We start from the raw sequence: 15,708 nt of genomic DNA on the forward strand, positions 1-15,708 counted from the left end.
TATAGGACGAAGATTCTCCACTGATTACAATTTCACTTTATTACCATTGTAGGAAAAATTAAAAATCCTTATACATATATACTAAAAAGTAATAGAACTAAAAAAGATGCTGCCATATGGCAACACCTTTTTTATATGTATCAAGAAATGATATCGTAAATCTCAATTGCAACCATATCGATATTATCGAATTGATACACTTGAGGTTTTTCACCTTGTTGATACACTTCTAACTCATACATTTCACTTTTATCGAAAAATTTCACGCTACATTTGCGCTCACCGTTCACTTCAAAATAGCGTTGTGCTACTTCACCGCTTTCAGCTTGTTCTTGTAGACTAACAAGTCGAGTTAAAATTCCTTGGAGTAGAGACATGAAATCTCTCCTTTCTCTTATCTTCCTAACAATAGGTTTTACAGCTATACTCATTCTATCCGTCATAACAGAAAAAATGTTCCACACTCTAGGATAAAGGTTATTGGCCAGAAACTCAACTAAAAATTTGTCGAAATACAAAGGAAAAAACAGAAAGAACATCTTTTCCCTTCTTTATTGCGATTTTTATACTGGAAGAATATAATAAAAAACAGAAAAAAGGAGGAATTTCAATGAAAAAAATTGAGGTTTACACACAACCTGATTGTCCGCCATGTGTCATTGTGAAAGAATTTTTAAAGCATAATAACGTTGTATATGAAGAATTTGACGTAAAAAAAGACGCCGCTGCACGCAATCGTCTTTTATATGACTATGATTCTTATTCAACTCCAACAGTTGTAATTGATGGCGAAGTTGTTGCTGGTTTTCAAATTGAAAAATTACAACAGCTACTCAATATAGAATAGGAATAGGTGTAAAGACCTATTCCTATTTTTATCCACGCTATTTTCGGGAAATAAACACCCGATTGAGGCGGGATAATAATCAACGGGAGATGCCCCCCACTGATTAAAGTTTCACTTTATAATTGTTGTAATCTTTTTATTTCAGTTAAAAGTTCTTGGCTTTCATGATATCCGGCCAACTTCCATTTCCCTTGATCTCTTTGCAATGTTACAATTTGATATTGTCCACTTTTCGCCCGCTCATATACATATAAAATTTTATGCTCTTCATCATATGACATTTTCGTTTCTGAATTAAAAGAAAACGGAGCTTCTTTTGCTGGAAGTAAATATTCACCACTTTGTTTATCACTTCTACTATTTTCATCTGTAAATACTTGAAGGAAATTCTCTGTAAAATACGGTGATAACGTTTCTATCATCTTATTCATCGGCAAATGCTTCCCACGAATTGAAAATTGGGTTTCATAGCCATTTTGTATCGTTGTAAACACTTCTTTCCGATCAACCTTCACTTCCTCTTTTCCTAAAACAGTTGTAACACTATAACCAACTAGAAAGGCAACGCATACAAATAGAACTAACCATATTCCATATTTCCTCATTTTCTCACCTTCCTTTTAAGAAAACTTGTCTTTGTAGTATTCATTGTAACAATGATTATGCACAGACAGGGCTGGTTTCGTTCGTAAAATCTTTACAACGATAGACAGCATTTTCATCACTATTTTCACTATTTCCAATTTATGATAAAAACAAACAAAAAATGCACGAATTTCTTCGTGCATTAAAATAAAACATCTTCTTCATATAAATATTCATACGATAAATCTATAAATAAAAAGTTTTCATCATCAATTGGGAAAGAAAATGTTCGTACCATCTCACCAGTTTCAATATCAGCATATAAATCTGATAGTCTTGCCTTATTCTCAAAACGCATTTTCATAATATTTTCTAGAAAATACGGACGCCAACTCCAGTTCTTCATATAATACTCAGGCATCACAATCCATTCCCCATCTTTTTTCATAACGTTTCCTGATTGTTGGAAACCATCTTCGTTACAAATAAATATGCGAAAACTACACTGTGATACACTTTGGCTAAATTGTAATAACCAATCGTTTATATCTTCATTCTTTTTCTGTTTGGCTAGAACATCACCAATTCGATCACGTAACATTTCTGTTAAATTATAAATTTTTTGTAACTTCTTCTTCTCATGTTGAATAAATTGATGACACTCATTACCAAGTCGTTCTTTCAAAACGTTCGTTTCAATAAAATCAGGCAAGCATTCTTTCAAATAATTCCCTTGATAGTATCTACCACCGTTTTTCCAAGCATATTGTAGTTGATAAAAAGCATCTATTTCTTCATATAACAATGTCGCACCAATTCTTCTAGCAAGTAATGATAAAGAATATAAAATATCTTGATAAGATTGTAAAAGTGCAGTTTGCCTTAAGTTTGTTAAATCTACTTTTAAAATATCCGGTGCTAATACGCTAATACGTTCTAAATTACTTGTACCCGTTCCGACTTTATTAATCGAAATTTGAATACCATATGTACGATAATACATAAGTAAATGATTAAATTGCTCTATATCTTCTTTACATTCATGTTCTGTAATCTCTAAAACAATGTGTTTCAAATTTAAACCTTGCTCTTCATACATCAATAAAAGTTGAAGCAAACTTTCATCATCATCGTTCATTAATACGTTAGCATTCCGATGTATAAATAATAATAGTTTTTGATCACTTTCTAAATAACGATTTAAAGCTTTTTCTACTATAATGTTATCCGCTTCCAGTTGAAACTCACTCGGAATAGAATCATCATGAAAGAAAGAAGCTAAACTTTGTATGCCCTCTTCTGTTTGAATACGTCCTACTACTTCATATCCAATTACAGTATGCTCATCAGCACTAAAAATAGCTTGATAATAAGGAAGGACTTTATCCAAGTTACTCATTACATCTAATGCATCTATCAACGTGCTTCCCTCCCTTTACTTTTCAAAAATTATAACATGATATTTACGGAAAAATAATAAAAAATCCCTTCAGTTTTCCTGAAGGGATTAGAGGGGTAAAATGCTAAGGGGAATTAGCAATTCTACTATGAAGAAAAAAGAGGTCTTAAATATAACGTACATATGACCTCTTGTAAACACTTTTCTTTCATATGTCACAATTCCGTCACATTTAACCGTAAAAAATGAATCCAACATTCATTTTTTTACCCCTTTTAAAATGGATATTGATGCAAATGTTGTCCTCCATCCATTGTCATGCAAGTTCCATTTATGTACGCAGCTTCATCTGAACATAAATAATAAGCTAGGCCTGCGATTTCTTCTGGCGTACCCAGCCTTCCAAGCGGAACACTTTGTATCGTACGCTTAGCCATTTCTTCTGAAATCCATAATTTATCAGCACCACCCGTACGTTCAATTGGTCCTGGCGCGATAGCGTTAACTCGTATTCCATATTTACGTCCCCACTCAACAGCAAGCGTCTTCGTCATTGCTAACACTCCAGCCTTCGCTGCAGCCGAATGAATAACTCCCGGACCTGCATCCCATGCATATGTTGCTACCATGTTAATGATATTCCCTTTTATACCTTTTTCAATCCAATATTTTCCGACAGCCTGGCTACAATAAAATGTGCCATTTAACACAATATTAATTACCGAATTCCAGCCATTCACGGATAAATCTTCTGCTGGACAAATAAAGTTTCCAGCTGCATTATTTATTAAAATATCAATTCGTCCAAACTTCTCATCAATCTGTTCAATCATTTTCTGAATATCTTCCGTATTTCTTACATCCATTTGTACAGGTAATATTTGTCCTGGAAATTGTTCAACTTCCAGTTTTGTTTCTTCTAGTTTTTCCTTTGTACGTCCTGTAATAACTACTCGTGCCCCTTCTTTTGCAAAGCGAGTCGCCATTCCTTTTCCCATTCCGCTTGATCCACCTGTTATAATAACTACCTTTTCTTTCACATACATCCCCTCCAAAAAATGAATACACATTCATTTTATCATTTTATTTAATAGAAATCTTTATATTTTTAAACTTTTCTGATATTTTAGCGTAAAGAGGTTTCTTTTCATTCATTTTTTTCGTAATCTATACTACTTTTTTATTATTTAAAATATATGTTTAATAAACTGAAAGGAGATTTGAGTAACCTGTATATGTAACAAAAGCATGTGCTATAAATCAAATAGGTATACTCATATTTTTATGAAGAAAATTACAAGAAGAGATTTTTTAAAAACTGGAATGCGCACTTGTCTATATTCACTTATAACCACTAGCATCGGATACTATTACGCTAAATATATTGAGCCACATCTACTCTCTTTTACAGAGCATACACTTAAATCACAACTCATACCAAAAAGTTTTCACGGTATGAAGATTCTTCAATTCAGCGATTTACATCTCGGATACTATTTCTCTCTCCACCATTTATCTCAAATCGTTTCTAAAATTAATGCTGTAAAGCCCGACATTGTTCTTTTCACTGGTGATCTCATTGATAATTATCAAACATATACTGACACTCCTTTCGTTGCATCCATTTTAAAAAATATACAAGCACCCTTCGGTAAATTTTATATTTATGGTAACCATGATCACGGCGGATATGGCACAGAATACTACGAACACATCATGCGTGAATCTGGATTTGAACTATTACTAAATAGCGAAAAGAGAATTCGTCTACTGGATAATAGTGAAATTTCAATTTTCGGTCTTGATGATATACTACTAGGCAAACCAAAAATAGAGGAGACACTACAACACGCGAAGCAAAACACTTATAACATTGTTCTTGTTCATGAGCCAGATATTGCACCGCAAATTGCTAAATATCCAGTTAACTTACAACTTTCTGGTCATAGCCATGGCGGACAAGTACAAATTCCTTTTTTAGGTGCTATTATTACCCCAGCGCTTGCTAAAAACTATGTTGAAGGTTTCTATACGATTCAAGATTTAGCTCTCTATGTCAATCGAGGCCTTGGAAGAACACGTGTCCCATTCCGATTTATGTCAAAACCTGAAATTACGATTTTCACGCTCCAACATTCGTAATAATTCGCCTATTTTCTTACATATCATTTCTTGTACGCGCTCATCCATGTTTCATTTACCATATGATAAAAGTGAGTCCAATAAAGGAGGTTTGTTCATGTATCCATATTATCAACCAATCCCAGTCCGTTCAGCACCTATTGGTCCAGTAGGCGACTCACGCTTCTTTCCGTTTTTTGGCGTTCCATTTCTAGCTGGCATTGCTGGTGGACTGCTCGGCGGAGCATTAGCTTTCGGTCCTAGACCGTATTACCCACCATATCCACCACCTTTCCCACCGCCAACACCTTATCCTTGTTATGGTGGACCTTGTCAACAACCATACTATTATTAATGTACCGCAACAATTCTACCAATGTTAATCCCTCTCTTAACCAATTCATAATCCATTAACATGCTTACAATAAAAACTATTCTCTCTACGCATCCTTCTATTTTGAGAACGTATAATAAGTAGAGAACAAAGTAAAAAAACCTAAGAGGTTTTTTTACTTTGTTCTTATTATTCAGCATCCGTGTTTTGATACGTCATTTTAATTTGAGAACGTATAATAAGTAGAGAACAAAGTAAAAAAACCTCTTTTGTAAGAGGTTTTTTTACTTTGTTCTTATTATTCAGCATCCGTGTTTTGATACGCCATCTTAAACAACTTCACTTGGCTATCAATTTCTTCTGTACCACTATTAATAACATAATAATAGTCACCGTCTTTATTTTGTTCACGCGTTTTCACATTATCAGCTAAAGTAAGCTGTAAAATCGCCTTAATTCGCGCCTTCATTTCAATATCTAATATCGGGAAAGATATTTCTACGCGCTTCTCCATATTCCGCGTCATCCAGTCAGCTGAAGATAAGTATATTTTCTCTTCTCCATTATGATGGAAATAATAAATTCGGCTATGTTCTAAATATCTTCCGACAACACTAACTACCCGAATATTTTCACTTACATTTGGAATACCAGGCCGTAGGCAACATGTTCCTCGAACGATGAGCTCTACCTTTACTCCAGCTTGTGATGCTTCATACATTTTTTTAATTAATGGTTTATCTGTTAATGAATTCATCTTAGCGATAATATATCCATTTCCATATTGTCTATGATAACGTATTTCCTCATCTATTAAATCCATAAATTGCTCTCTTATATCAAATGGCGCAACCGATAAATGATGAAAATGTGGTTTTGTTGTATAACCACTCAAATAATTAAAGAAATTTGTTGCATCAACCCCAAAGTCTTTTCGTGATGTAATATACCCAAAATCAGTATATAACTTTGCTGTTGCATCATTATAATTTCCAGTCCCAAGATGTACGAACCTTTCGATTTTTCCGTTTTTTCTTCTCACAACTAGCGTAATTTTACTATGTGTTTTCAAATGACTTACACCGTAAATGACATGACAGCCTGCCTTTTCTAACTCTTTAGCCCAATGCACATTATTCTCTTCATCAAATCTTGCTTTTAATTCGACTAATACTGTCACTTGCTTTCCTTTTTCAGCCGCTACCTTTAGCGCCTGAATAATCGGTGAATCCCCACTTACTCGATATAATGTTTGTTTGATCGCAAGTACATTCGGATCGTCTGCCGCATCACGGACAAAATCAACTACTGGCTGAAACGACTCAAAAGGATGGTGTAATAAAATATCATGCTCAATCGCTTTTTCAAACACATCTTCCGCATCCCCTAAATCTTGAGGTCGTTGCGGAATAAGGGCCGGATATACTAGATGTTCATATAAAGGAGCTAGTTTTTTATATAAAGAAAATAGACATGTTAAATCTAATGGTCCATCCATTATATACACATCTTCATCTTTTACTTCCAACACCTCATATAATAACGCTAATACTCTTTCATCAATATGCTCTTTGCCAACTTCTAAACGTACAGCAGCTCCCCACTTACGCTTTTTTAATTCTTTTTCAATTACCTTTAATAAATCTCTCGCACCTTCTTCGTGAATTGTTAAATCCGCATTGCGTGTAATACGGAAACGAGTAACAGATGATACTTTATATCCTGTAAATAATTTATGAGTAAAACTACTAATTACGTCTTCTAATAAAATAAATTTATGCTTTTTCCCTTCACTCGGTAAAAATATGAAACGTTCAAGTAATGAAGGAACTTGTACAATTCCTAACTTCGTGCGGTTTTCTTCCTCTACTTGTTTCTCATCATATAAAAGAGTAGCTAAATTCAAACTTTTATTTAATAACATCGGAAATGGACGATATGCATCAATAGCTACAGGTGTTAAGACTGGAAAAATCTGCTCATCAAAATACTCTTCTATAAATTCCCTCTGTTCTTTCGTCAAATCGTGGAATGTTAAACGTTCAATCCCCTCTAACTCCAGCGCTGGCAACACATAATTTTTAAACGTATCATATTGTACAGTCATTAATTCATGGGCCTTTATCGCAATTTTATTTAATTGCTTTTTTGGTGTTAAGCCAGCCTTATTTTCTGGTTGGTTAAACCCAGCACTCACTTGATCCTTCAATCCTGCTACGCGTACCATAAAGAATTCATCTAAATTGGAACTGAAAATGCTAATAAACTTTAATCTTTCCAAGAGCGGGTTTGTTTCATCCTGTGCTTCTTGTAGTACACGTTCATTAAATGCTAACCAACTTAATTCTCGATTATTGTAATAAGCTGTATCATTTAAATTTACTATATTCCCCATCAACATTTCCATCCTCTTCACACTTCCCCTGAAACTTTTTTACTATAATTTAGTTACTTTTATTTTAGCAAATTACAATATTCCAAGGTGTTAATTTTTTGTAAAGACATCCGTACAACTTAACGTTTTGATTCGAAGTATAAATTAATAGTCGTTTTCAACACTCTTTCCAGCTGCTTTTTTTGTTTTTCAGCTTGCACTTTTTCCGCTAATGCTGATTGCGCACATACAATTTTAAATGTTAATCCTTCTTTACTTTCTGTTATAGATATTGATTCCACAAGTGATCTTTGTCTTATATTTAGAGCTGCTGAAAATTGTAAAACAGCCCCTAATAGGCGAATTTTCTTTTGTTCGTTTTTATCAAACCATCCTTCAAATGGAGACAAATGTTGTTTGAATAGCATTTTTGATTTATAAGACGCAATAAGCGCTAATCTAACTCGCTCTTTATGCATCATACCGTCAATTGTTTTATTCGCTAATAAATAAAACGTATGTAAGCGGCTCGCTTCTTCGTCTATATATTTACCTATATTAAATACTTTCGCTGCTTGATGGAATACTTCCCAGTCTTGTACTGACATAGAAATCAGTCCTATTTCTTCAAGCTGTTGACAAATCAATCTTCCATGTTTAATAAGCTGCATTACAAATTCCATATCCATTTCATATTCATGTGATAATAAATACAAACTTTCTTCGACCACGTTCGGATAATATGAAATCCCCAAATCTTTTGTCAACTCTTCATAGAAAACACCTTCTCGTAGTCCTTTTCTACTTAATACAAAGGCTGGTGCCTCTATAACATTAACGAGCGTATGAAAAACCTCGACTGCTGGAATAATTGTATCTGCTCGATCTTTTGCCAATCCTTCCAATTTTTGAAGTTCTATGAACGACAGTGCTTCCAATTCTTCTTTCACATTTTTAATATCTTCTTCTTTCATCTTGTATAAATGTACCCCTGCTATAGGATAACAAATTAAATTTTGATGAATTTTCACTAAGTTCCTCGCACTACCCCCTATTGCAATAAGAGGCAATTTCTTATCGATTAACCATGGCAATGTTCGAAATTGATATTCTAAGTACGTTTGAATCTTTTCTAACTCGTCTTCAGTAGGTATATCCTCTTTAATAAATTGTTGCTTTAAGGAAAGTGCCCCAAAAGGAAAGCTATGATACTCTAAAATTTCTCTATTTCGAAAGTATGTAACTTCCGTACTCCCTCCACCTATATCTACTGTAATTCCTTCAGAGAACGAAGTTGAATTCATAACAGCTAAATATCCGTAACGTGCTTCTTCATATTCTGATAATACTCTAAGAGTAAAGTCTGTTTGCCCTTCAACAAGTTTTTTAATTGCTTCTTGGTTCTCAGCCTGTCTAATTGTTGCTGTTGCAACACAAAGTACATGATGCAACTGGTGGAATCGTGTACTTTCTTGAAATTGAAATAATGTTTGTAACAATACCTCTATTCCTGCTTCACTCAATACACCATCGACTAAATAATTCCTTAACCGAGCAACCACTTTCGTATTTTCAATCTCTTTATAAAAACCTCCGTTTTGCTTTTCATAAATAACTAAACGCATTGTATTAGATCCAATATCTATAATGGCATATTGCTGTTTTAATATTTCTTTCAAACTTCTCACTCTTTCATTATCAAATTTCTGAAACACATTCTATTACTATTATACAAAATAGTTGTTTTTTGTAACAATATTGCTTTAATATTGAAAATATATACAATCACTTTTTGCATATAATAAAAACCTATTTTATTTATGGTATAATAATGAAAAATTGAAAGGAGATTCAATATGAAACCTTCACAACCACAATCTCAATTACAAAACCAACATTCTATTAATCGACTAGCTCAATCTATTTTCGTTGTGAATCGTCATGCTAAAGCTGCAACTAACCCGAAGTATTTATACTGGTTAAAAAAGACGGCTTTAGAACGCTTAATTGCTGAAAAAAAAGCTATAAAAGAAGGATTACATTTTTCTAGAAATCCACGTTTTAGCCAACAACAATCTGATGTTCTTATACGTTTAGGCGATTATTTTTTCCATATTCCTCCTACAAAAGAAGATTTTCGAATCCTACCACATCTTGGTCATCTTGAATCCTCCTATCGAAATCCGAAAACAACCTTATCTTTAACAGTAGCAAAAAAAACACTTCAAGATTATATTGGTCCTGAAGCACTGAAACAAGAAAAAAAGTTAAGTGAACCTGTCCCATGGTATAGTCGTACTTATACAAAAAAATAAAACAGTTTGGCCAATTGTAGGCCAAACTGTTTTATTTTTTCTCTTCTTTAATTTTAATATTTGCTTGTTTATAAAAAGCTATTTTTTCTGTATTATAAGATTTCGTGAATTCATTAAACTTATCTTTTTCTGAATCAATATCCTTATAAGATTGATTCACTACTTTTACTTTTTCACTAATATCTTTTAATTTTGTACCTTTATCTTGTAACATTGTATATAATTCTTTTTCTTGTTTTAACGATTTATTATAGCTGTCATACATTTTGTTAAATGAATCATGTCGTTTCTCATATGTGCTTTTCACTTTATCCGCTTGATCTTTCAATTTCTTATCTTCAATTTTCTTCACATATTTATCTGCTGATTTCACTTCTTCTTGTGCCTTATTTAAAGATTCTTTTTCTTTTTTAAGCACTTTTTCTCGTTCATCTGTATTTTTCACTGCTTGGTTCAGTTTTTCCTTAACAGTTTGATTATTATCTTTTCCTTCTTGAACAATCTGGTTATATAATTCTTGTCCCTCTTTTTCTAAAGTTTCAAGTTTCTTTGCATCTTCAAACATTGTTTTTTCTTGCTTTGCAGCATTTTCAAAAGCAACATATAATTCCTCTTCTGGTTTCGGTCCGAAACAACCGGCTAGTAAAGTCATTGATAATGCAGTTACAATTGCTAATTTACTATATTTCAACATCTTTTTCCTCCTACTTATATACGATCATCGTGTAAAAAGCTATGAAATTATATATCCTTCTATAAACTCCACACTCGCACCTTTTTCACGAAAATCATTTATATTGTTTGTAATGCTTGTACAAATTGTATTACTTAAAATTACATTTTGCGTTTTTGAACACAATAGCGGTTTCATATCCATCTTTTACTTGGCACTTTTTAAAACCTGTTCATACTTATGTATTACATAAAAGTACAACGGAATTCATCACAGCCATCATAATTTGAAGAACAACAGTAATAATTCACCTGATAAAAGATGATCGTTGTTCTCTCACGTCTATCATTCTATCATTCCCATTCCCGCTTTCTATCAAATAATCTCTTCGTTCATTTTACACAGTATAAACGCTATCTTGCAACAACTTACAATTATTCTTGTCATTCCCTAAAAAGGAAAAGTGTAGAGTATGCTTTCCTCTACACTTTTAAAATGAAACACATTGTGCAAAATGCATTGACACATCCATCATAATTATATGCTTATTCCATATATTTTTAAAGACTTTTATTACAAAAAAAGTTCTTTTTGTAATAAAAGTCAAAAAAATGTTACATTCAAAACTTCTTCATTTCATATTTCTTCAAATCAAAGTTTTTCTTATTTCCTTACAAATTCCTATGCTGATACAATTGATTTTGTGCCTTTCTTAACAATTCTTCAAACGTTTTTCCTTCTATTGGATAACTAGCTGCTCCAAATAATAGAGTCATACTTAACAAGCCGTTTTCTATTTCACTTTCAATATTTTTCATTAAACGATTTGTTATTGTCGACTTTTCATGTCCGTTATCAATCGCCACAATAACATACTTATTTTCATCCCACTTAGTAACGACATCCCCTTTACGAATTGTCTTTACAATCGTACTCTCCAATTTTTGTACTAACACCTCCATTTTTTTTTCTTGCACTGTTTCTTTTAATTCTTTCCATTCTTTCACAGAAAGAATGTACACTGTAATATTATGAGAATCCCGTTCTGATAAAGCAGCTACTTTCTCAAAAAAATCAACTACAAAATCATTACTTGCCATTCCTCCTACTTCCGTATCTATGCTCCCACTCGCTCTTTTATCATACCAATGTCCAAAATAATAGCTGAGTATCATTTGCAATATATAAATAATAAAGACGGTATAAAACGATCGCGAATCCAGTTTTGTAATTACATCCTGAAGCGCAATCCATTCTGTAACTGCCACTGTATTCCCAAGTAGTAATCCACTAATTTTTCCTTTATGTTTCATACTTCTCCTCCCTTCTATACCAATATATGTTTCTATAGCAATTATGTTTTTCTACAAAATAAAAAATGTACATATTGATTGTACATTTCCGCTTAAACTTGTCTACCATTTCTATTCTATTTCATATATATACTATATATCGTTTTTAGAAAGGGGTGACCTATATGCTACAAAAAGAAAATCTATCAGATATTATGCGTTTACTAGCAGGTTTTCTGTTATCATTAAAATTACTATTTAACTCTTTCGGAATAAACTTTATTACAAACGATCAAATTGACGCTATTGTCAATGTTGTTTCATTTTTATTTATTCTATACTTTGGCTATAAAAATAACTATGTAGGAAAAAAAGGAATGGAGCAAAAGAAAATACTCAAAAAGCACAACCTTCACTAAAAAAGGAACCTTTCATACAGGTTCCTTTTTATCATTGGCGCACAACAACTTCATTTGTTTGTAGCGGACCATATGATAATCCTTTATATTGAAATGTATATGTAGCTTGAAATAATGCATTTTTGAGTGCTTTATCTTTATTTGCTTTTATTTTACAAATTAGTTCTACCTTCTCATTCGGTAATAAATTATCGATTCGCCACCTTACAAGCTGGAACAGAAACTCGCTCATCCCCTTATCAACCTTTAATGAATTTGGAATATATGCAAAATAATCTCGAATCATATGACTTACTACAACTCGTGAAATCATTTCCATTCCTTTATTTTCGACTTCAATTCGAATAATAAGTATGTCGTTTACATCATAGGTCAGTTCATATGAAAATTTTTCTTTATACATACTACGGATTTGTAATGTAACTGCTACATTAGGACATTCATTTTCCTTTTTTGAGCCATCAATCCATAATACCGGTTGTAGCGGTATTGAACGCCTTCCTTGATCCGAAATTCGTTTCCATATTTTCATAATAATATTCACCCCATTTCAGATGCATCATCCATACGACCTTATTCTGCCTCTCTACACGATATTAATAAAGCTTGTTACAAACGGTATATAGTTATTACTCTTCCTTTTATCCTATTCGACAATATAAAGAAAAAACCATTTTTCCTCTGTTAACAGAAGGTATTCTTACTGAAATATTTTTTTACAATTTCCTTCATTGACTTTATACCAATAATAAGTATTACTCACTCTTTCACTGTCCATACAACAGAATATTTTGACGGAAGAAAAAGTTTGCCTTTTAGTCAAATTTGACTATAATATTCTTTATGGCTTTGTCAGTGCACTTGTGGCAATTGATTTGAAAGAACTATATTAATTTTTTATGCACTGCACTCAAAACTTAATATAGTTTACTTATTATTAAAGGAGGGTTATATTTGGAATCTCAATTATCAAAAAAAGACTCCAACAAGACAAAATTTGTTGTTGCTGGTTTACTACTTGGTATTTTAATGGCGGCAATGGATAATACAATCGTTGCAACAGCAATGGCAACGATTGTTGGAGACCTAGGAGGATTTGACAAGTTCGTTTGGGTCACTTCTGCATATATGGTAGCAACAATGGCAGGGATGCCTATCTTCGGAAAACTTTCTGATATGTACGGACGGAAACGTTTTTATATTGGTGGTCTCATTCTTTTCTTATTCGGTTCTGCACTTTGCGGAACAGCATCTAGTATTGAGCAGCTAAGTATTTATAGAGCAATTCAAGGAATCGGTGGCGGCGCTCTTATGCCTATCGCTTTCACAATTATGTACGATATATTCCCACCAGAAAAACGCGGAAAAATGACAGGTCTATTCGGTGCGGTTTTTGGGACATCTAGTGTATTTGGCCCTTTATTAGGTGCTTATATTACAGACTATATAAGTTGGCATTGGGTCTTCTATATTAATATTCCATTAGGACTTATCTCCTTCTTCTTCATTACGAAATACTACAGTGAATCTCTAGAATTTAGAAAACAAAAAATTGATTGGGCTGGCGCTATTACACTTGTTATTAGTATCGTCTGCTTAATGTTCGCCTTAGAACTCGGTGGTAAAGAATACGCATGGAATTCCACTGTAATTATCGGCCTATTTACAACAGTTGTTATTATGCTTATTATTTTCTTCTTCGTAGAACGAAAAGCAACCGAGCCTATCATTTCGTTCCATCTATTTAAAAAACCTTTATTCGCAGCTAGCCAGGGGGTTGCCTTTTTCTATGGTGCAGCTTTTATCATCTGTACCGTATATATTCCGATCTTCGTTCAAGGTGTTCTCGGCGGTTCAGCCTCAAATGCTGGATTAATTTTAACACCTATGATGGTCGGCTCTGTAATTGGAAGTCAAACAGGTGGACAGTTAGCTTCTCGAACAAGTTATCGTAACATTATGATGGTATCTGGCGTTTTCTTCGTTCTTGGTATTTATTTACTAAGCACCTTAACAATGGACACACCACGTCTACTCGTAACGCTATTTATGGTTCTCGCTGGACTTGGGGTTGGTTTCTCATTCTCAGTTTTAAGTATGTCTTCTATCCACAAATTAGAAATGAGAGACCGTGGTTCTGCTACATCAACAAACTCATTCTTCCGTTCACTCGGTATGACTCTTGGTGTAACGATTTTCGGTACAATTCAAAATCATGTTTTTACAGATAAACTAAACACTTTGTTCCCTTCTGAACTAGCTAAATTAGCTCCAAAGGGTGGAGACACAAGTTTCTTATTATCACCAGGTGCTACCGATAAAATACCAGCTGAAATATTAACTGGTATTAAAGAAGCTCTCGCTACATCTATTGCCAGTACATTCTTCTGGGCACTTATCCCGGCTGTACTAAGCATTATTTGTATTTTACTTATGGGAAATGAACGCCTCTTTACAGGTCCAAAAACGAAGCAAAAACAAAAACAGGTAAGTTAGTATAGAAAAAAGAAACGGCATATCCTTTATGAAAAAGGGTATGCCGTTTATAATATATAAAGTAAATCTTTAATCAGTAAGGAACTATTCCCACTGATTATTATCCCTCACCAATCGGGATAAAGTTTCTATATACAGGAGTTGAGACAGAATGGGCATGAAATTAGTCATTCTCGGCTTGCTACTCGAAGGGGATAAACATCCATATGAAGTGCAACACATCATGAAAGAGAGACAAATGGATTGTTATATTAAATATGCAAAAGGATCTCTTTACTACGCCTTCGAGCAATTAGAAAAGCAAGGTGCAATTAGTATTACAACTATTGTTCGAGATACGAATAGACCAGATAAAACAATCTTTCATATAACAGAAGAAGGTAAACGATTATTTCACACGTTACTATTAAAACAATTCGAGGCAAAAAATCAAATATATAAACCAATTTATTCAGCACTCTCTTTCGCTCATTTTGGTGATGATCAAGAGTTAGTTCCTATTTTAGAAAAGAAGAAAAATGATACCATTCAATATTTACATAATATGCAAACTATTTATGATTGTAGCAAAGGACAAATTCCACGTGCTCAACTATATATTTTGCAAAGCGTTATTGAACATATTACAGTTGAATTGCAATGGTTAAACACCCTTCTTACAGATGCAGTTGCAGGGCGACTTTCAGAAATTGATATAGATGAGGATAAAGAAAAAGCTGTAAAAAGACAATAAAGTTATTTAATTTTTAAAACCTAACATATGATACCGAATTTAGGACGACGGTATCATATGTTAGGTTTAATTTTCGATATAAGATACTTCACTGTGCTCAAAAATATAACAATACAGTCT

Annotated in this window: 16 protein-coding genes; 7 read left to right on the forward strand and 9 right to left on the reverse strand. The window is 33.2% G+C overall.

Annotation, left to right across the window (positions count from 1 at the left end; genetic code table 11):
- Positions 1 to 140 precede the first annotated feature (140 nt).
- Positions 141 to 377 (reverse strand): YkuJ family protein, encoded by a 237-nt coding sequence (locus DN390_RS10465; protein WP_000055151.1) that lies wholly within the window; start codon positions 375 to 377, stop codon positions 141 to 143.
- 233 nt (positions 378 to 610) lie between these two features.
- On the opposite strand from DN390_RS10465, the gene DN390_RS10470 reads away from it, so the two are divergent.
- Complete coding sequence (locus tag DN390_RS10470; RefSeq protein ID WP_000717880.1) at positions 611 to 847, forward strand: glutaredoxin family protein; 237 nt, start codon at positions 611 to 613, stop codon at positions 845 to 847.
- A 116-nt stretch (positions 848 to 963) separates the two neighbouring features.
- Here DN390_RS10470 and DN390_RS10475 read toward each other — a convergent pair whose 3' ends face one another.
- From DN390_RS10475 to fadH, 3 genes are all read right to left on the reverse strand, one after another.
- Positions 964 to 1,452 carry a DUF3993 domain-containing protein gene (locus DN390_RS10475; RefSeq protein WP_060632087.1) on the reverse strand — a complete coding sequence of 163 codons (489 nt, stop codon included), beginning with the start codon at positions 1,450 to 1,452 and terminating at the stop codon, positions 964 to 966.
- A 182-nt stretch (positions 1,453 to 1,634) separates the two neighbouring features.
- Positions 1,635 to 2,852, reverse strand: a complete 1,218-nt coding sequence (locus DN390_RS10480; protein WP_000564300.1) for an EAL domain-containing protein — start codon at positions 2,850 to 2,852, stop codon at positions 1,635 to 1,637.
- A gap of 254 nt (positions 2,853 to 3,106) precedes the next feature.
- Entirely contained in the window at positions 3,107 to 3,871 is a 765-nt protein-coding gene (gene fadH, locus DN390_RS10485) for a 2,4-dienoyl-CoA reductase (protein WP_147807296.1), read from the reverse strand.
- A 244-nt stretch (positions 3,872 to 4,115) separates the two neighbouring features.
- Here fadH and DN390_RS10490 point away from each other — a divergent pair, with 244 nt between their 5' ends.
- Together DN390_RS10490 and DN390_RS10495 are read left to right on the forward strand one after the other, a co-directional pair.
- On the forward strand, positions 4,116 to 4,973 hold the full coding sequence (locus DN390_RS10490; protein ID WP_060633176.1) for a metallophosphoesterase: 858 nt from the start codon (positions 4,116 to 4,118) through the stop codon (positions 4,971 to 4,973).
- Between the two features lie 97 nt (positions 4,974 to 5,070).
- Positions 5,071 to 5,307 carry a hypothetical protein gene (locus DN390_RS10495; protein WP_048563234.1) on the forward strand — a complete coding sequence of 79 codons (237 nt, stop codon included), beginning with the start codon at positions 5,071 to 5,073 and terminating at the stop codon, positions 5,305 to 5,307.
- A 277-nt stretch (positions 5,308 to 5,584) separates the two neighbouring features.
- Here DN390_RS10495 and DN390_RS10505 read toward each other — a convergent pair whose 3' ends face one another.
- Both DN390_RS10505 and ppx read right to left on the reverse strand, forming a co-directional pair.
- Positions 5,585 to 7,693 carry a polyphosphate kinase gene (locus tag DN390_RS10505; RefSeq protein WP_147807298.1) on the reverse strand — a complete coding sequence of 703 codons (2,109 nt, stop codon included), beginning with the start codon at positions 7,691 to 7,693 and terminating at the stop codon, positions 5,585 to 5,587.
- Positions 7,694 to 7,800: 107 nt separating this feature from the next.
- Entirely contained in the window at positions 7,801 to 9,339 is a 1,539-nt protein-coding gene (gene ppx, locus DN390_RS10510; RefSeq protein WP_147807299.1) for an exopolyphosphatase, read from the reverse strand.
- A 177-nt stretch (positions 9,340 to 9,516) separates the two neighbouring features.
- Here ppx and DN390_RS10515 point away from each other — a divergent pair, with 177 nt between their 5' ends.
- Positions 9,517 to 9,975 (forward strand): YkyB family protein, encoded by a 459-nt coding sequence (locus DN390_RS10515; RefSeq protein ID WP_000804864.1) that lies wholly within the window; start codon positions 9,517 to 9,519, stop codon positions 9,973 to 9,975.
- Between the two features lie 31 nt (positions 9,976 to 10,006).
- On the opposite strand, the gene DN390_RS10520 is transcribed toward DN390_RS10515, so the two are convergent.
- A complete protein-coding gene (locus DN390_RS10520) occupies positions 10,007 to 10,669 on the reverse strand; it encodes a YkyA family protein (RefSeq protein ID WP_000922490.1) in 663 nt (220 codons plus the stop codon).
- 650 nt (positions 10,670 to 11,319) lie between these two features.
- Positions 11,320 to 11,961, reverse strand: a complete 642-nt coding sequence (locus DN390_RS10525; protein ID WP_060632091.1) for a diguanylate cyclase domain-containing protein — start codon at positions 11,959 to 11,961, stop codon at positions 11,320 to 11,322.
- A gap of 164 nt (positions 11,962 to 12,125) precedes the next feature.
- Here DN390_RS10525 and DN390_RS10530 point away from each other — a divergent pair, with 164 nt between their 5' ends.
- Entirely contained in the window at positions 12,126 to 12,359 is a 234-nt protein-coding gene (locus DN390_RS10530; RefSeq protein ID WP_097950703.1) for an SPP1 phage holin family protein, read from the forward strand.
- A 31-nt stretch (positions 12,360 to 12,390) separates the two neighbouring features.
- Here the strand turns inward: DN390_RS10530 and DN390_RS10535 are convergent, their stop codons facing one another.
- Entirely contained in the window at positions 12,391 to 12,891 is a 501-nt protein-coding gene (locus DN390_RS10535; protein ID WP_098288996.1) for a hypothetical protein, read from the reverse strand.
- A gap of 422 nt (positions 12,892 to 13,313) precedes the next feature.
- On the opposite strand from DN390_RS10535, the gene DN390_RS10540 reads away from it, so the two are divergent.
- Positions 13,314 to 14,855, forward strand: coding sequence for an MDR family MFS transporter (locus tag DN390_RS10540; RefSeq protein ID WP_060632093.1), 1,542 nt, complete (start codon positions 13,314 to 13,316; stop codon positions 14,853 to 14,855).
- Positions 14,856 to 15,006: 151 nt separating this feature from the next.
- Positions 15,007 to 15,588, forward strand: a complete 582-nt coding sequence (locus DN390_RS10545; RefSeq protein ID WP_060632094.1) for a PadR family transcriptional regulator — start codon at positions 15,007 to 15,009, stop codon at positions 15,586 to 15,588.
- Positions 15,589 to 15,708: the final 120 nt, after the last annotated feature.

It is taken from the genome of Bacillus sp. SH7-1 (genome assembly GCF_008042405.1).
Lineage (GTDB): Bacteria > Bacillota > Bacilli > Bacillales > Bacillaceae_G > Bacillus_A > Bacillus_A thuringiensis_N.